Annotated in this window: 18 protein-coding genes and 1 pseudogene; 8 read left to right on the top strand and 11 right to left on the bottom strand. The window is 70.2% G+C overall.

What is annotated here, in order from left to right:
• The first annotated feature begins 23 nt into the window (after positions 1-23).
• Entirely contained in the window at positions 24-1256 is a 1233-nt protein-coding gene (locus FHU36_RS19935) for an MFS transporter (RefSeq protein WP_185085457.1), read from the top strand.
• A gap of 67 nt (positions 1257-1323) precedes the next feature.
• Here the strand turns inward: FHU36_RS19935 and FHU36_RS19930 are convergent, their stop codons facing one another.
• Entirely contained in the window at positions 1324-2364 is a 1041-nt protein-coding gene (locus tag FHU36_RS19930) for an LLM class flavin-dependent oxidoreductase (RefSeq protein WP_185085456.1), read from the bottom strand.
• A 163-nt stretch (positions 2365-2527) separates the two neighbouring features.
• Here FHU36_RS19930 and FHU36_RS19925 point away from each other — a divergent pair, with 163 nt between their 5' ends.
• Positions 2528-4231 (top strand): asparagine synthase-related protein, encoded by a 1704-nt coding sequence (locus tag FHU36_RS19925; RefSeq protein WP_185085455.1) that lies wholly within the window; start codon positions 2528-2530, stop codon positions 4229-4231.
• Between the two features lie 407 nt (positions 4232-4638).
• On the opposite strand, the gene FHU36_RS19920 is transcribed toward FHU36_RS19925, so the two are convergent.
• On the bottom strand, positions 4639-4893 hold the full coding sequence (locus FHU36_RS19920; protein WP_185085454.1) for a hypothetical protein: 255 nt from the start codon (positions 4891-4893) through the stop codon (positions 4639-4641).
• Positions 4894-5288: 395 nt separating this feature from the next.
• Here FHU36_RS19920 and FHU36_RS19915 point away from each other — a divergent pair, with 395 nt between their 5' ends.
• Positions 5289-5525 carry a hypothetical protein gene (locus FHU36_RS19915; RefSeq protein ID WP_185085453.1) on the top strand — a complete coding sequence of 79 codons (237 nt, stop codon included), beginning with the start codon at positions 5289-5291 and terminating at the stop codon, positions 5523-5525.
• A gap of 55 nt (positions 5526-5580) precedes the next feature.
• Here FHU36_RS19915 and FHU36_RS19910 read toward each other — a convergent pair whose 3' ends face one another.
• The 5 genes from FHU36_RS19910 to FHU36_RS19890 all read right to left on the bottom strand — a co-directional run bounded on the left by FHU36_RS19910 (position 5581) and on the right by FHU36_RS19890 (position 7845).
• The gene (locus FHU36_RS19910) at positions 5581-5958 is read right to left on the bottom strand and encodes a nuclear transport factor 2 family protein (RefSeq protein ID WP_185085452.1); all 378 of its coding nucleotides are present in this window, start codon (positions 5956-5958) and stop codon (positions 5581-5583) included.
• Between the two features lie 92 nt (positions 5959-6050).
• Complete coding sequence (locus FHU36_RS19905; protein ID WP_185085451.1) at positions 6051-6356, bottom strand: DUF952 domain-containing protein; 306 nt, start codon at positions 6354-6356, stop codon at positions 6051-6053.
• The gene (locus FHU36_RS19900; RefSeq protein WP_185085449.1) at positions 6353-6907 is read right to left on the bottom strand and encodes a GNAT family N-acetyltransferase; all 555 of its coding nucleotides are present in this window, start codon (positions 6905-6907) and stop codon (positions 6353-6355) included. The genes FHU36_RS19905 and FHU36_RS19900 overlap by 4 nt, the downstream gene beginning before the upstream one ends.
• 21 nt (positions 6908-6928) lie before the next feature.
• The gene (locus tag FHU36_RS19895; RefSeq protein ID WP_185085448.1) at positions 6929-7525 is read right to left on the bottom strand and encodes a TetR/AcrR family transcriptional regulator; all 597 of its coding nucleotides are present in this window, start codon (positions 7523-7525) and stop codon (positions 6929-6931) included.
• Positions 7522-7845, bottom strand: a complete 324-nt coding sequence (locus FHU36_RS19890) for a DMT family transporter (RefSeq protein WP_185085447.1) — start codon at positions 7843-7845, stop codon at positions 7522-7524. The genes FHU36_RS19895 and FHU36_RS19890 overlap by 4 nt, the downstream gene beginning before the upstream one ends.
• 128 nt (positions 7846-7973) lie before the next feature.
• Between FHU36_RS19890 and FHU36_RS19885 the strand changes: the two genes are divergently transcribed.
• The 4 genes from FHU36_RS19885 to FHU36_RS19870 all read left to right on the top strand — a co-directional run bounded on the left by FHU36_RS19885 (position 7974) and on the right by FHU36_RS19870 (position 11194).
• A complete protein-coding gene (locus FHU36_RS19885) occupies positions 7974-8903 on the top strand; it encodes a radical SAM protein (protein ID WP_246502509.1) in 930 nt (309 codons plus the stop codon).
• Between the two features lie 131 nt (positions 8904-9034).
• The gene (locus FHU36_RS19880) at positions 9035-9763 is read left to right on the top strand and encodes a phytanoyl-CoA dioxygenase family protein (RefSeq protein ID WP_221496464.1); all 729 of its coding nucleotides are present in this window, start codon (positions 9035-9037) and stop codon (positions 9761-9763) included.
• Positions 9764-9873: 110 nt separating this feature from the next.
• Positions 9874-10671, top strand: a complete 798-nt coding sequence (locus FHU36_RS45740) for a class I SAM-dependent methyltransferase (protein ID WP_185085446.1) — start codon at positions 9874-9876, stop codon at positions 10669-10671.
• Between the two features lie 28 nt (positions 10672-10699).
• Positions 10700-11194, top strand: coding sequence for a GNAT family N-acetyltransferase (locus FHU36_RS19870; protein ID WP_185087468.1), 495 nt, complete (start codon positions 10700-10702; stop codon positions 11192-11194).
• Positions 11195-11365: 171 nt separating this feature from the next.
• Here FHU36_RS19870 and FHU36_RS46850 read toward each other — a convergent pair.
• A pseudogene (locus tag FHU36_RS46850) lies at positions 11366-11512 on the bottom strand (recombinase family protein); the annotation flags it as partial.
• 108 nt (positions 11513-11620) lie between these two features.
• Here FHU36_RS46850 and FHU36_RS19860 point away from each other — a divergent pair.
• Positions 11621-11866 (top strand): hypothetical protein, encoded by a 246-nt coding sequence (locus FHU36_RS19860; protein WP_185085444.1) that lies wholly within the window; start codon positions 11621-11623, stop codon positions 11864-11866.
• A 402-nt stretch (positions 11867-12268) separates the two neighbouring features.
• On the opposite strand, the gene FHU36_RS19855 is transcribed toward FHU36_RS19860, so the two are convergent.
• From FHU36_RS19855 to FHU36_RS19845, 3 genes are all read right to left on the bottom strand, one after another.
• Entirely contained in the window at positions 12269-15424 is a 3156-nt protein-coding gene (locus tag FHU36_RS19855; protein ID WP_185085443.1) for an NACHT and WD40 repeat domain-containing protein, read from the bottom strand.
• A gap of 33 nt (positions 15425-15457) precedes the next feature.
• A complete protein-coding gene (locus FHU36_RS19850; protein WP_185085442.1) occupies positions 15458-15664 on the bottom strand; it encodes a hypothetical protein in 207 nt (68 codons plus the stop codon).
• Positions 15665-15802: 138 nt separating this feature from the next.
• Positions 15803-16189 carry a recombinase family protein gene (locus tag FHU36_RS19845; protein ID WP_246502508.1) on the bottom strand — a complete coding sequence of 129 codons (387 nt, stop codon included), beginning with the start codon at positions 16187-16189 and terminating at the stop codon, positions 15803-15805.
• Positions 16190-16297: the final 108 nt, after the last annotated feature.

Here is a 16297-nt window from a genome sequence, read left to right as displayed (position 1 = left end):
CCACACCCCGGCCCGACACCCTGATGAGGAACCACGACTTCCTCAAACTCTGGGCCGGACAGAGCCTGTCACTCGTCGGCTCCCAAGTGACCGTGCTGGCCATGCCCATCGTCGCCTTCCTCCTGCTCAACGCCTCCGTCGCCGAAATGGGCATCCTCGGCGCCCTCGCCCGCCTGCCCATGGTGCTCTTCCTCGTCGTCGGCGTCTGGGTCGACCGCATGCGCCGCCGCCCCGTCCTCATCGTCAGCGACAGCGTCCGCGCCCTCATGCTCGCCACCGTCCCCCTGTTCTTCCTCCTGGACGTCCTCACCCTGGAGTGGCTCTACGTCGTCGTCTTCGTCATGGGCGTCTTCGGCGTCCTGTTCGAGATCGCCTACCGCTCCTACCTGCCGACCCTCATCGCCCCCGAACACCTCGGCCAAGGCAACAGCCACCTCCAGCTCAGCGACTCCATCTCCAAAGCCGCCGGCCCCAGCCTCGCCGGCCTGCTCATCGCCGCCCGCTCAGCCCCCCTCGTCATCATCATCGACGTCGCCACCTACGTCGCCTCCGCGCTCGCCCTCCTCACCATCCGCAAACGCGAAGAGCCCCCCGCCCCCGACCACGGCGCCAGCATGCTCACTGCCATCCGCCACGGCCTCGCCTGGGTCATGAGCCAGCCGCTCATCCGCCCCCTGGCCATCGCCAGCGCCGTCTACTCCTTCTTCGACATCGGCATCCTGCAGACCCTCTACATCCCCTACCTCGTCGACGGCGTCGACATCCCCGCCGCCTGGGTCGGAGGAGTGCTCGCCGTCGGCGGCGTCGGCGCCGTCATCGGCGCCTGGCTGTCCATCCGCGCCATGAAACGCTTCGGCCCCGGCCCCACCATGCTGTGGTCCACCGTCGTCGGCAACGGCGCCCTCATCCTCGTCCCCCTCGCCGGCGGACCCTTCTGGCTCGCCATCACCATGCTCGTCATCTCCCAGCTCCTCGTCGGCCTGTGCACCCAGGTGTTCGTCGTCAACAACATCACCGTCCTGCAGACCGCCACCCCCCGCGAACTCACCGGCCGCGTCATCGCCACCATCTGGGCCATGGGCCTCGTCCCCGCCCCCCTCGGCGCCCTCGCCGCCGGCCTCCTCGGCGAAGCACTCGGCATGCGCCCCGTCGTCCTCGTCGCCGCCCTCATCGGCGCCCTCGTCCCCATCGCCGTCCTCGCCCTGTCACCCATCCCCAAGATGCGCACCATCCCCGAAGCCCCCCTCACCACCTGAGAACGCCAGTGGGCCCGGCCCGCGCCTCACCGCGCCGACCGGGCCCACCCACCCCGACCCCGGGGGATCAGTCCCCGTTCAACTCAGCCAACCACCCCAACTGCTCCAGCCGATCCTCCACCGTCGGCGCGTTCAACCCCACGATCAGCCGCGTCGCCCCCACCTTCCGATACGCGGCCAGCCGCTCCCGCACCCGCCCCGGCTCCCCGCACAGACACAAAGCGTCCACCAGCTCATCCGGCAACTCCTCCATCGCCGCCCCCAGCCCACCCTCGAAGTACGCCGCCTGCGCCCGCGCCGCCGCCGCGCCGAACCCCAACCTGCCGGCCAGCCGGTTGTAGAAGTTCACCCCCCGGCTGCCCATCCCACCCACATACAGGGCCAGCATCGGCCGCACCATGTCACGCGCGTAGTCGGCGTCGTCATCCACCATCGCCATCACCATCGGCGACACCTCCACCGCCGCCACCGGCCGCCCCGCCCGCGCCGCACCCGCGGCCAGCCGCACCGACATCTCCGCCACATGATCCGGCGGGAAGTGGATCGGCAGCCACCCGTCGGCCACCTCACCGGCCAACTCCACCGCCTTCGGCCCCATCGCCGCCAGGTGCACCGGCAGCGGCCGCCGCACCGGACCGACCGTCATCGTCAGCGCCTTGCCCTCACCACCCGGCAACGGCAGCACGATCTCCGGACCGTCATGCGCCACCGGCCGCCCCTCCAGCGCCGTCCGCACCACCGCCACGTAGTCCCGCAGATGCGCCAGCGGACGCTCGTACCGCCGCCCGTGCCACCCCTCGGCCACCTGCGGCCCCGACGCCCCCAACCCCAGCAGGAACCGGCCGCCCGACAACCGGTCGATCGTCGCGGCCGACATCGCCGCCGCGACCGCCGCCCGGGCCGACACCTGCAGCACCCCGCTGCCCAGCCCGATCCGCTCCGTACCCGCCGCCAGCCACGCCAGCGTCGCCGCCGGATCCACCCCGTACCCCTCCGACGCCCACACCGAGTCGAACCCCAGCCGCTCGGCCTCACGTACCAGCCGCAACTGCGCCTCGTACCCGGCCGCCACCGGCCCCAACGTCCCGATGCTGAACCCCAGCCGCACGCCAGCCTCCTCGACGCCCCGAAACAACGGATCTTGACCGACACTGTCCCGCAGAATCCACCCCCGCACCAGACCCGCCATCCGGGTCGGCCTCAGCCCCCCCGTGAAAGCAAGTCGCCCACACGACGGATACCAACCAGAGCGACAACACCTCGGGGGCGCAATGAGAGTTCTTCTGGCCGTGGCGGGCAAACCGCACCAGCGTGAGGCCGTACGGCAGGCCGTCCAGCGGGCCAAGGACTCGATCGAAGCGGCCTTCCCCGTCGCACCCGAGCGCATCCGCGCCGCCGAATGGCGAGCCTCGCACGGCGGCGTCCACCTGCTGGCCTGGACCAACGAGCCGGAATGGGAACCGCTGGTCACCCCCGGCGGCATCACCGCCGTAGCCGGGCACCGTCCAGGACAGGCACGCGAGCTGATCGGCCGAGCGGCCGCAGAGCCGGGTTGCTTCGCCGCCTTCCAGTCCGACGAGCACGGCATCAGCGCCTCGACCTCACTCGCACCCGCCGACCCCGTCTACTACGCGCAGACGGGAGAGCTCTGCGTGATCGGCAACCGCGCCCTGCTGGTACGGCTGGCGGCCTTCGGCGCAATCCGCTACGACGTGGCGGCACTGCAGTCGATCGCCCGACAGGGGTATTTCCTGTCGGAGGAAACCCCCTACGCGGGCGTCCGTTCGCTGCCGCCCGCCTCCCGGTTGGTCGCGGGGGAGCGGCTGACCATCACCACCGACCCGCTGCCCGAAGGCGAGAGCCGCACCGGATCGAAACAGGTCGCCGAAGGGATGCTGGCGGCGGTGGAGCCGCTGCTCCAAACCCCGGATCCGGTACGGCTGACGCTCACCGGCGGCAGGGACAGCCGACTGGTGGCGGCACTGCTGCATGCTTCGGGAATCCCGTTCCACGCGGTCACCTCGGGCTTCGACGACCACCCCGACGTGGTCGTGGCCCGCCAGGTGGCCGCGACGCTCGGCGTGGAGCACGAGGTGCACGCTCCACCCCAGACGCCGGACAACGAGCTGCTGGTGGCGCATCCGGCCGATCGCGTCCAGAACGTGCTGCGGGTGTGCGAGGGCATGCTGTCCGCCTACGAGAACATCACCGGCGAAGCCGCCTACAGCAGGCGCCCCTCGCTGGGCGGGCACAACGGGGAGATCCTGCGCGGCGGCTTCCTGTCCGGGATGGAGGAGGCCACGCCCGCCGCGGTGCGGCGCAGGACCCAGTCACTGTTCCTCGCGCACCACGCCCTGTTCACCGACGCGGCCAACGCTCGCGCGGAGGAGCTGGCATGGCGCTCGGACACGCCGCACGTACCGGACCACCTGTACCTGCGCTTCCGGGTGGGCCGCTGGCACGCCGCCTCGCGTGCCGCCATGCTCCGCAGGGGGACGCCCGTCCAGCCGTTCCTGGACAACCGGGTGATCGCGGCCGCGCTCGAGCTGGACCCCGAATACCGGCACTCCGAGCGCCTGGTCCACAAGCTGATCAAGATGTTCGCGCCGGCGCTGGCCGGGGTGCCGCTGGAGGGCGGGCAGTGGCGGTTCAAGTCCGAGGGTCGCTTCGCCCTGCTGAGGAGCAGGGCGCAGCGGCCGGCAGCCAAGCAGGTCAAGCCGTGGAACTGGCGTGTCGAGCCGGGGGAGGAGATCGTCAAGGAGCTGGAGCGCACCATCCTGTCCTCGGCCGGGCTCGGTGAGATCGTGCGGCTGGACAAGGTGCCCGCGCTGTTCGACGGCGGCAGGCTCACCAAGGCGCCGCTGGTCTGGCACCTGTACACGGTGGCCAGCCTGCTGGCCACCGATCTCACCGCGCCGGCCACGCGCGCACGCGAGCGGCTGCGCGTGCGAACGCAGCGTTCCCGGAGAGGGTGAAGGCGGTGGGGCGCCCGGGGGCAGGGGAGCGATGTGCCGGCTCGACGTGGGCTTGGGGTGCCGCCTGAACCTTGCCGGGCATGGTGGGGATGTGGTGCTCTTCCTCGAAGACGATCTGTTCGAGATCGTGCCGGGGGCGCCCGCCAGGATCGCGCAGACGAAGCAGGGCCCGCCCTTCGCTCGCCGGACGTAGGCCGCAAGGCCGAAGTGGTCCTTCCGAGGTGGGCCGATCCTCATCGGAGAAGTGCAGGCTCATGATCATCACCATGGGCGCCGCCAAGACTCGGCTGGGTCGGGAACCGAAGCCACCGTCGGGCCGGGCCGACGGATCCACTCTCGATACCGGACAGAATCCACCTTCTGTCCGGTATCGGATTCTCTGTCCGATATCGGGTTGTTTGTGGTGGTTAGAGGCGGTTGACGAAGCGGGTGGCGGCGCGGTGGCTCATGCCGGTTTCTCCGCGTACGAGGAAGACGGCCTCCTGGAGTTGACCCATGGCCTTGAGCTCGCGGGCCTGCTCGACCAGGTCGGCGCTGGGGGCGGGGCGGTTGCGGGGGTGCTGGGTGAGGCGGACGGCCAGGATGATCAGGTAGATGATCGCGGCCGTCACGACGGCGGTGAGCGCGATGAGGCCCGGGGTGGAGATCGCCAGGCTGTGCATGCACTGATCGTAGCCCCGCCTTGACGCGAATGTCAGAGGACGCCTGACGACCCGGTGGGCGTCAGGCGTCCTGTGCCTGGTGGTGTGCGGGTGTCCGGTCGTTCGTGGTGGGGCCGGTGAGTGCTGGTGAGCGTGGCGTGACGAGAATCACGCTGACGGTGATCGCCGGTGCCGGCGACGGCGACACGTGGTCGGGACGGCCGGTGATCGGCGTGTTCGTCCTAGCCAGGGCCACTATTCGTGATTGCTCGATAATGAACATTATGTCAAGTAACGCCGATTGTGACGCTCCGTGAGCATGACCATTCGCATGACCTTGAGTTGATTCGCTGTCCCCCGGCGCGGTCGCGGTTTAGTGTGGGAATCTGCTATCCGCGCCGCGAGAGGAGCAGCACGTGGGGACTCAATCGGTCTTGTGCTCGGTGTGCCAGGGGGTTCTGCCCGCCACGGGCCGTGAGTCGTACACGGCGCTGCGGGGGCGGCTGATCGTGACCAACGGTTACTGCGCCGGCGGGTGTGCCGAGCGGCTGGCCGAGGCCGAGCGGGCGCGTGAGATGGCGCGGCCGATGGCCCCGCAGGCGCAGGGTCCGGCTCCGGTGGCCCCGGCGCGGATGGCTCCCGTCCGCATCTGATCTCTCCGTGTGACCGCTTTTCTCCGGTAGGGCCGCTCCCCCGTGTGACGCGGGGTCAGAGGTGGCCCTCGGTGGTGTGCCAGTAGTCGCGCGTCCGCACGGCGAGGCCGTCGGCGTCGAACTGGGCGAACACGCACCCGGCGAGCGTGACGGGGGTGCCGCGCTCGTCGAGGGCGTGGACTCGGAACTCGATGGCGGCCCGGTCGCCGTCCACGAGGGGCTGCGCGAAGGTGACCCGCTGGACGGTCTCCCCCTCGAAGGACCAGCGGATGTAGTCGGCGATGGCCGCTCTCCCCCGGTGTGGCGGGCGGAACGGCATCGAGGTGTGCTCGGCGTCGGCTGTGTACAGGGTGACGATGGCGTCGGCGTCGTGGTGGGTCCAGCCGTGTTGCCAGGTGTCGGCGAAGCGTCGCGCCGCGGTCGCGGGGTCCATGGTGATCATTATGGTGGCCCCTCCCCTCCCCCGTGCCGGCCCGTACCCGCCCGTACCGGCTGGTATGGGGGTACGGGCGGTGGCGGCGGGTGTCAGCCGGCGGCGGGTTCGTAGGGGTGGACGGCGGTGACCGCCTCCAGCGGGATGGGCCCGTAGACGTGCGGGAAGCCCCCTTCGACGCGCACGTCGAGGCCGGCCGGGTCGATCTGGAGCACCAGCAGCGGCGCGGTGACGTGACCGTAGTGGGCGGCGTGGACGTCGCGTAGCTGGTCGTGGTCGCGGCTGCAGTGGATGAAGCCTTCCTGGTCCAGCGTGCGGCCGAGCGTGGAGACGCGGTAGTCGCCCGTGGCGCGGGCCGCGGCCCAGTCGTCGGCGAGGGCCAGGTGCAGGATGGTCATGGCTTCCACTCGGTTTCGAGTATGGCGTAGATGATCTCGTCGGTCCATTCGCCCTTGACGCGTTCGTTCTGGACGAGGTGGGCCTCGCGGCGCATGCCGAGTTTCTCCAGGACGCGGGCGGAGGCGGTGTTGCGGGCGTCGAGCCGGCCGACGACGCGGTGCAGGCCGAGCTCGTCGAAGCCGAGGCGCAGGAGTGTGCGGCCGGCTTCGGCGGCGTAGCCGTGGCCGTGGTGGTCGGGGTGCAGGACGTAGCCGATCTCGCCCTGGCGGTGTTCTTTGCTGGTCCAGATGAGCAGGCCGTTGCCGATCACCTGGCCGGTGTCGCGCAGGGTGATGGCGAGGTCGAGGGCGTCGCCTTCGTCGTGGAGCGCGGTGCGGGTGACCTTCTTGTCGAGGAAGGTGCGTACGGCGTCGATGTCGCGGGGTTCCCAGTAGAGGTAGCGGGCGACGTCGGGGCGTGATTCGTAGGCGTGGACGGCCGGCAGGTCGTCGGGGGTGAAGGGGCGCAGCAGCAGCCGGTCGGTGTGGAGCGGGTAGGCGGGTTTGAGCACGTGGGCAGTGTAGGGAACCCGTCATCGGGTGGGCGAGATGTTTTCCAGGGCGAGGTTGAGGAGGGTGCGGGCCTCGGCGGTGGGGCGTCGTTCGACGACGAGTTCGAGCCAGAGGGTGGACAGGGTGGTGTAGAGCAGGCGTGGGCGGGGGTCGGTGGCGGGGAGGTCGAGGGTTTCGGCGAGGAGGGTGACGCAGCCGTCGGTCCAGTGGCGGGCGATCCGGCGCAGGGCGGGGTCGCGGCCCGCGTGGACGTACAGCTCCCACAGGCCGAGCTGGCGGGTGTGGTCGGCGGCGGTGATGTGGTCGGGCAGGGTGGTGAGGCCGTGGGTGGTGATCCACGTGCGCAGGGTGGCGAGTTCGGTGTCGACGAGCTGGGCGAAGGCTTCGGCCAGGAGTTGGTCGCGTGAGGTGAAGTAGTAGGTGGTGGCGGCCAGGGGCAGGCTTGCGCGGTGGGCGACGGCGCGGTGGGTGACGGCGGCGAAACCGCCTTCGGTGAGGAGTTCGACGGCGGCGCTCAGGAGTGTGGCGCGGCGTCGTCGGCCGCGTTCCTGGGTGGGGCGGGGTGGCTCGGGTGGTGGCCCGTGGGGTTGCTCTGGGGGCGGCTGGTGGGTGGTCAATGGGTGCCTGCGAGGTTGAGGACGATGACGCCGCCGATGATGAGCAGGATGCCGCCGATCTTGAGCGGGGTGAGGGATTCGCCCATGAAGGCGGCGCCGATGAGGGCGATGGCGGCGGTGCCGGCGCCGGACCAGACGGCGTAGGCGGTGCCCATTTCCATCTGGAGTTTGAGTGCCTGGGCGAGCAGGGCGAAGGAGGTGAGGTAGCCGATGGCGACGACGGTGGTCCAGCCGAGGTGGGTGAAGCCGTTGCTGAGTTTGAGTGCGGTGGTGGCCAGGACCTCCGCGGTGATGGCGAGGGCGAGCAGTAGCCAGGCCATGGATGGCCTCCTCCGATAACTGGTACGTGCGTACCAGTTTAGTGCGGGTGGTGATGTGGGGGAAGCGCTTGAAAGGGAGTCGAATGCGTGTTCCACTGGGTGGTGTGGGTTGGGACGCGCTTTCGCTCGTGGACGCAGTAGACGACCGTCCCCTGATCGAGCGGCGGGCGGTGTGGCGCGACGGGTTCTACGAGACCCAGGCCCGCACGATGATCGAGCGGGTGCCGCGGGAGGCGGGCATCACCCAGCGGTGGGCCGTCTCCCCCTATCGCGGCTGTGCCCATGCCTGCCTGGGGTGCGGTGCCCGCGCCGGGCACCGCAAGCTGGGTCTGGACACGGGTCGTGATTTCGACACCCGGGTGGTGGTCAAGGCCAACGCGGTGGAGCGGTTGCGGGCCGAACTGGGGCGTTGGGCGGGTGAGCCGCTGGCGGTGGGGGTCACCGGTGACTGCTACCAGCGGGCCGAGGAGGTCTACCGGTTGATGCCGGGGATCATCGGCGCCCTGGGTGAGGCGGCCGTGCCGTTCACCGTCTACACCAAGAGTCCACTGGTGTTACGTGACGCCGCGCTGCTGGCGCAGGCGGGGGCGCAGGTGGCGGTGTCGATCGCGTTCGTCGACGAGCGGATCCGCCGGGCGGTGGAGCCGGGCGCGGTCGGTGCGCAGGCGCGGCTGGAGCTGGTGTCGGCGTTGGTGGAGGCGGGGGTGGCGTGCCGGGTGCTGATGTCGCCGGTGCTGCCGCTGCTGAGTGACGCCGCCGATCAGCTGGCGGCGACGGTGCGGCGGATCGCGGCCACGGGTGCGGTGGGGGTGGAGCCGGTGGTGTTGCGGTTGCCGCCGGCGACGCGGGCCTGGTATCTGGCGTGGCTGGGTGCGGCGCATCCGCCGCTGGTGGCGCGTTATGAGGAGCTCTACGACCGGGCGGGGTCGCCGTCGGCCGATTACGAGGGTCGCATCACGGGGCAGATCGAGCAGTTGTGCCGGCTGTACGGGTTGCGGTGCGGGCCGCCGGAGCCGGTGGCGCGGCGGCCGCGTTTTCCGCAGCTCGCGCTGGTCTGAGCGCAGCTCGCTGGTGTTACCGCGGGTCGCTGGTCTGAGCGCGGGTCGCGGTGGTCTGGCGTGGTTCGCGCTGGTCCGGTTGGGGTCGCGGGCCGGAAAAACGGGTGGACGGCGCTGTTAGCGTGGCGGGCGTGCAGATCATCGATGTGGATCGGTTCGTGGCCGACGGTTTCGTGAAGCTGGAGTCGGTGGTGCCGCGGGAGGTGGCCGACGAGGGCCGGGCGTTGCTGTGGAAGCGCATCGGCCTGTCCCCCGACGATCCGTCGGGGTGGCGGGAGCCGGTGGTGTGGACGGCGGACCTGACGGGTGAGGGGCCGTTCGGGCTGATGGTGCGCAGTGCGCGGCTGCGTGGTGCGCTGGACCTGGTGGCCGGTGTGGGCGGCTGGCTGCCGCGTGGTGCTATCGGCAACATCCCGGTGCGTTTTCCGCGGGTGCCGCCGGCTGATGACTGCGGGTGGCATGTCGATGCCAACACTCCCCTGCCGGGTGGCGCGTGGGGGGTGAGCGGGCGGCCGGAGACGATGCTGGTGCTGTTGCTGCTGTCGGAGGTGGGGGTGGATGACGCGCCCACCCGCATCCGGGTGGGGTCGCAGCGTGATGTGGCGGCGGCGCTGCCGGCGGGGCAGGTGCTGGATCCGTTCGTGGCGGGTCCGATCGTGGACGAGGTGAGCCGGGGGCGGTCGCTTGCGTATGCGACGGGGGTGCCGGGGGACGCTTATCTGGTGCATCCGTTCACGGTGCACGCGGCGCAGCGTCATGCGGGGTCGCGGCCGCGGTTCATGGCGCAGTTCCCGGTCTCGCTGGCGGCTGCGCTCGATGGGGGTGGGCAGACGGCGCTGGCGCGTGCGGTGCGTGGCTGAGCTGCGGGTTTCCGTGTTGTCGCAGGTGGGAAGGGCGTGCTTGGGTGGCGCTCTGCTGCGGCTCGTGGTCGCTGCGGGGGTGTGCCGGCGACTGCGGGAGGTGCGGGGGCATGGCTTTCGAGGAGTTGAAGAAGCGGCAGAGCGTGGTGTGGGGGGCGGGCCCCTACGAGCGGCTGCCTGAGCACTACCAGCCGTTGCTCGATCATCTGGCGCGGGCGGCCGAGGTGCGGCCCGGGGAGCGGGTGCTGGATGTGGGGACCGGCACGGGTGCGCTGGCGGTGCGGCTGGCGCGGGCGGGTGCCGAGGTGACGGGGGTCGATCTGGCTCCGGCGCTGGTGGACACGGCGCGGCGGCTGGCCGGTGAGGAGGGGCTGGCGGTCGGCTACGAGGTGGGTGACGCGGAGGCGTTGCCGTTCGGGGATGCGAGTTTCGACGTGGTGACGTCGAGTGTGGGGTCGATCTTCGCGCCGGATCATGAGGCGGTGGCGCGTGAGCTGGCGCGGGTGTGCCGGCCTGGTGGCCGGGTGGTGCTGGGTCACTGGAGCAGTGAGCGGGGGGTGGTGGACATGTTCCGGGTGATGGCGCCGTTCATGCCGACGCCGCCGCCTGGTGCCGGGTCTCCGTTCCGGTGGGGTGATCGGGCGTATGTGGCCGAGCGTCTTGGGGAGGCGTTCGTGTTGCGTTTCGAGGAGGGTGACGCGCCGCAGGTGTCGGAGTCGGGTGAGGAGGTGTGGGAGTTGTTCTCGACCGTGTACGGGCCGACGCGGGTGCTGGCGGAGGGGTTGGAGCCGGAGCGGCGGGCGGAGTTGCGCCGGGCGTTCGTCGACTTCTTCGAGGGTTTTCGGGGTGCGGGTGGGGTGCGTCAGTCTCGGCCGTATCTGGTGGTGGTGGGGACCCGGCGGGGGTGAGTGCGTGGGGGTTTAGCCTGGGTCGGTGATGATCCGGCAGGGTGGTGTGGGTGATGTGGGCGCGGTGCTGTCGATGTTCGACGGTGCGGTGGAGTTCCTGGTGAGTCGTGGGCGGACGGGTCAGTGGGGTGATCGGCCGTTCACGGGTGATGCGCGGCGTACGGAGCAGGTGCGGGGGTGGGCCGAGGGCGGTGGGATGCGCATCGCGGAGGTCGGGGGCGAGGCCGCGGGGTGTGTGGTGGTGGGTCCTGCGCACGCGTATGTGCCGCCGGCGGTGGAGCCTGAGCTGTATGTGCAGGCTTTGGTGATCGATCGGCGGTTCGCGGGGCGTGGGGTGGGGCGGGCGCTGCTGGACTGGGCGGCGGAGGAGGCCGGGCGGCGCGGGGTGGGGTTGGTGCGGGTGGACTGCTATGCCGGTGGTGATGGGCGGCTGGTGGGTTACTACGAGCAGTGTGGGTTCACGCGGGTGGGGCCGTTCTCGGTGGGCGAGTGGCCGGGGATGGTGTTGGAGCGGCGGCTGTAGGGGCCGCGGTGATCTCCTGGCGGCCCCTACAGGGGGGCAGACCAAGTACGGGAGAAGGGACAGTGGGCTGATGAACGGCTGGTCAGAGGGGTGTTCCTCGGATGCCGTGACCCTCCGCTTGGGTTTTATGTTCGCCGCGAGGTCGAAGTTCGACAATGGTCCGGACAGGACGTGCAGGGCGATGCCGCGGGCCTGGCACCAGTCGCGGACGGCATGGATGTCGATCAGGTCCCGGCACAGCCGGAACAGCTCCGAGACTGTCAGGACGTCTCCGGGGTGCGCGGCGGCGGCGACCTTCGCGAACGCGGGCCGCTCCAGCGTGGGGATCTTCGAAGAGGTCGCCGCTATGAACGCGTGGGCAGTGTGCTGCCTAGACTGCGGGCCGTGTCAGGTCGTCGTGGTGCGTGCACCTTGGTGGGAATGTCGGTGGGCGCAGTCCTTGGTGTGGTCGAGCTGGTATTCCTCTGCGTGGCCGGCGCGGTCCGCCTGATCCCGGCGATGCGGCCCACCTGCGACCGGATCGCGGAGCGGCTGCTGGCTCTCGAACGGGCACGGCTCGCCACGTGGCTGGGCATCGGACGGCTCCGGCCGGCGGCGGGTACGGCTTTCTCGTCGTGCGCGCCGCCGTGGGATTGGTGCCGGGTGCGGCATGGCCGCCGGACTGTTCTTTAGCGGCCTGCTCTTGTTCGGAGGGTTGTGGGACCTGCTCACCGGCGAAAGCGAGTCCGTGCCGACGACCTTCCCGGTGTGAAGGTGATCAGCTACATAGGTCACGTCAGGGGACGTGAGGCTCGTCGTCTGTCGCCGTCCTCGTAGCGGGATAGCCGATCGAGGCTACCGCCCTCGGGGTGGTGATGATGGCCGGCCTGCTTGGCCTTCCTGGCGGTGACGCCGATCGCCGGGTAGCGGCCGATCGGCTACCCCGGCTGACGGTCATGATTGTGTGCCAGGTCGTCTGCGGTGTAAGCCAAGGACTTCGATCGTTCTGGTCTCTCTGGTCGGCTGCGTCCAGCACAAACCTGCGGCTCAGGGAGTAGGACTGATGCCGAAATAAGTGGCACAAGGTCGGACAGGTCAATCCGACAGCTCCCACAACTGGATGATCTTGTTTTCTGTGACGGTGGCGAACAGGGACCCGTCGGGACTGAAAGCCGCCGCGGTGGACCACTGGCCGTGCGGGACCCGCAGGATCTCCCATACCGCCGTGCCGTCCCCGACGTCCCAGAGCCGGACGTCGGAGCCGTAACCGGCGGCGGCCAGCAGGGTGCCATCAGGGCTGAACGCAACGCGCCGGGCCTCCTCGGTCAGCGTGACGAGGGCCGCGCCGGATCCGGCGTCCCAGATGCAGGTGACGTGGGAGCCCGTGGTGGCGAGCAGGGTGCCGTCAGGGCTGAACGCCACGTCACGCGTCCCCGAAAACCGTTCGGTATCCGATGCGTGCAGCCGCAGAAGCGCTACGCCGGTCACCGAGTCCCAGATCTCCGCCTCCCACGTCCGGTCGCGTCCCCAGAAGCTGGAGGAGGCGGTGGCCAGGCGGGTTCCGTCGGGACTGAAGGCGAGGCCGGGAGGGCCGGCGAGATGCGCGATGCGCAGGAGTTCGGTGCCGTCCGTCACGTCCCAAATCCGAGTGGTGGGGGCCTCGGTGTCGCTGACGGCCAGGCGGGCGCTGTCAGGGCTGAAGGCCATCGCCTGTACGCCGCCATCGTTGCTGAGCTCCACGAGCTCGGCGCCGGTGGCGAGGTCGGCGATCCAGATCTTGCCGGTGACGGCGTCGAAGTCCCTGAGGTTCAGGCGTTCCCCGGTGAAGGCGATCAGCCGGCCGTCGGGACTGATCGCCGCCATCGGTCCTGTGTCCAGCAGGCGGGCGATCAGGCGGCTGCTGTGTCGAAAGACGCGCTCGGGGCTGCCGGTCAGGTCCGTCAGCGTGGTCGTGCCCTCGCCGGTCCAGGCCAGGCGGGTGCCGTCCGGGCCGAACGCGAGGCTGCGGACCTTCTGAGGGGTCACGATCGTACGCAACGGCACAGGGGTGACTACCCGACCGGCGCGACGGGGCACGGGCGGCCGGGGCGCGATGGCCTGCCGGGCGGCGGTAACCGGCGTCACACGCCCTGCGAGATGGTCATGGAACTCGGCGTGCCGGAACTGGTAGAGCGGCCCGACCGCGCGCAACAACCCGAGGCGGTGCGCGTCGTCCAGGAACGCCATCAACCGCCGCGGCAACCGCCCCCGCCGTGCCAGGCGGAAGGCAGCCAGCTCGTAGACCGGCCAGGCGTGGTGCTGCCCTGACACGAGCCCGTACGTCATGCCGGCCATGGCCGCGACCAGGGCCGCGACTGCTGTCTCGCCCGCGGATCCGCCCGTCGCCCAGATCAGGATCCCACCGATGATCGCGCCGAGCACCCCTCCGGCGAGCAGCCGTACGAGGTTGAGCCTGCGATCCGCGCGCCAGCTCGTGAGCGGCGTGCTGGCCTGCCCGTCCATTACCGGAATCTCGGCCCACTCGGCCACCGCGTCCGTCATGAAGACGAGCAGCATCCCCGGTCCGAACACCATCGGCCCGACGAATACCCACACCAGCGCGTCTGTGAGCGTGTCGCCCGTGACGAGATTGACCACCGCCTGCACGACGCCGCCCAGCAGCCCGGACCCGAGCGCTATCCCGCTCGCGACCGAAAAGCTGGACAGCAGCTTGTTGAGCAGTGAGAAGATCCGCCGCCCGATCCGCAGGTCGGCGTAGCCGGGCCGGTCACGCACCCAATACGTGTTGCCGGACCTTTCCCGATACATGGTGATGATTCCTAGGCCGCCGAGCAGGAACCACCAGGAGAAGGCGTCCAACGCCAGTGTGGCGAGTACCCCTCCCCATGCAACGCTCGCCACCAGCACCAAGATCATGACCTCCGGCCCCGGGGGCGGCCGGCGCATGGTCAAGGCCGCGAGCCGCCACCAGGCGAAGTCCCTGACCCCAATGCTCTTGCCGCCCAGAGATACGGCCTCGGCCTCGACGGGGGTGCGGTCGAGCAACGTGGCCAGGTAGCTGAGCCATTGGGTGACCTGTTCGTGCCGGTAGAGGCGGCTGGGCCGGAACAGGTCGGCCTCGTCTTTCTGTGCGGGAGGCCGGGCCTCGATGAGCGCCGGGACGAGCCGGTCGAACAGGTGGGCGCGCACCTCGGCCGCGGTGGCGAAACGGGCAGGGTCGAGCAGCCGGGACGGATCGACGGCCGGCCCGTAGACGGTGCGCAGCAGCCACAGCCCCAAGGGACTGGACACGGTCTCGGAGAGCGGCGTCGGCTCGTCGTCGCGCAGCCGGCCGAGCAGACGTTCCCAGCCGGGATGCGGACGAGTCCGTACGAGGATGCCGTCCAGGTAGTCGGCGGCGGCAGCGGCCGACATGGGCTCCGCCTCGACCACGGCGGCCCGGCCCAGCGCCTGCGCGGCGGCGGTGTACTCGGCGGTGCGGCTGGTGAGGACGAGCTGGGTTTCCGCGGGTAGCGCCTGGTTCAGCTCGGCCAGCGCCCCAGGTAACGAGGCGGCCGGCATCTCGTCCAGCCCGTCGAGGACCGGCACGATCTTGCCGTCGCGGAAGAGCCGTCGCGCCATGTCGGTGCCGTACGCGGGCAGCGCCGGATAGGTCTGCTCCAGCCGGTCGACCAGCCAATCCTCGAAGTACGGATACTCCTTGACATCCCAGCCGTTTATCGTCAGCAGCACCGGCACCGAGCCGTCCGGGCTCTTCAGCAACTCGCGGACGAGCTGGATCGCCAGCGTCGTCTTGCCGGCGCCGGGGCCGCCCAGCACGACCAGGCGGCGGCCTGACGTGCGGAACCGGTCGGCCAGCCCCTCGATCTGGTCACCCGATCCCGACCAGGTGATCTTCCCTCCGATGCGCGGGCCGTCGATGAAGCGCGCCTCGTCGCGCAGGTTCCACCGTACGGGCATCGGGTCCAGCCCCAGCCCCAGCACCCGGGTGGCCTCGTTGCGCCATTGGTCGTTCACCATCTGTCTGAGCTTGGCGAGCGCGGGCTCCACCGGCGTGACCTGGGCGACCTTCCTCGCGCCAAGTGCGCCGGTCACGACGACCAGGCCGAACAGGCCGGTCAGGCCCCAGGTGAGCGGCTCCCACCACCACGCGTCCACTTTGACGGTGCCGGTTGCCATGTTGCCCACCAGGCTCAGCGCGACGCCTGCAGCCGCCAGCGTGACCGGCGAAACCGTCCCACGACGCCCCATGTGCACAAGCATCGGGGCAGGAGCCCCTCTGGATCAACAGAGTCGGTAGACCCGGTTGGCCGTCGCGCCGAAGACGTCCGCGATCTCCTCGGCCGATCGGCCGGCGGGCACGTTCTGCCAAGTGGAGAGCAGCGTACGCAGGTCGGTCCAGAGCTTCTCGATCGGGAAGTTGTTGCCCCACATGCAGCGCCGGGACCCCGAACAGCGGGTGCGCGGCGTGATGCTACCGAACGCCGGCATCGAGTCCGTCGCCCGGCACCCGGAGGGCGCCGTGCTGCTGCATCACGCGTGCTTCCATGGGTCCTGCCCCTCGTCCGCGAAGACGGCCCGGAACTCCTATAGCTACGGCGAGGGGCAGAGTAGGCAGTGATCCCGCTTCTACCCGGGGTTTTCTGAGGCTCCATGGATGATGTGGTGGATGGTGGAGCGTCCGACGCTGTACTCAGTGGCCAGGTCGGCGAGGGAGACCTCGCCTTCGGCGTAGCGGCGGCGGATAGAACGGCGGGCGGGTTCGGGCAGTTTGGACTGCTTGCCCTTGAGCTTGCCGTTCTTCTTCGCGAGGGCCATCCCTTCGCGGGTGCGCTGGTGCCCGATGTTCGCTTCGAACTCGGCGACCATCGCGAGGCTCTGGAGGAACAGACGGCCGAACGGGTCGTTCCAGACGTCTTGTTCGTCGGTGGAGCAGCGCGCGTAGCCGACCCGGGCCCCATTCACGCGCTCAAGTGTTCCGGAGAGGGGGCTTCGCCGGAACGGTTCGCGGAACATCTATACGGAACACCCTGATCTGCAGGTCCGTGTCGGCTGGATGGTGTTTCGTTAGGGGGTCCCATAAGAACACCGATGGCGTTCCAAGCTGGAGCGAGGTCAACGCGG

The sequence above is a fragment of the Nonomuraea muscovyensis genome (assembly GCF_014207745.1).
In the GTDB taxonomy this organism is placed as follows: Bacteria; Actinomycetota; Actinomycetes; order Streptosporangiales; family Streptosporangiaceae; genus Nonomuraea; species Nonomuraea muscovyensis.
Note: the sequence above shows the minus strand (reverse complement) of the source record. Positions and strands in the feature narration are given on the sequence as shown.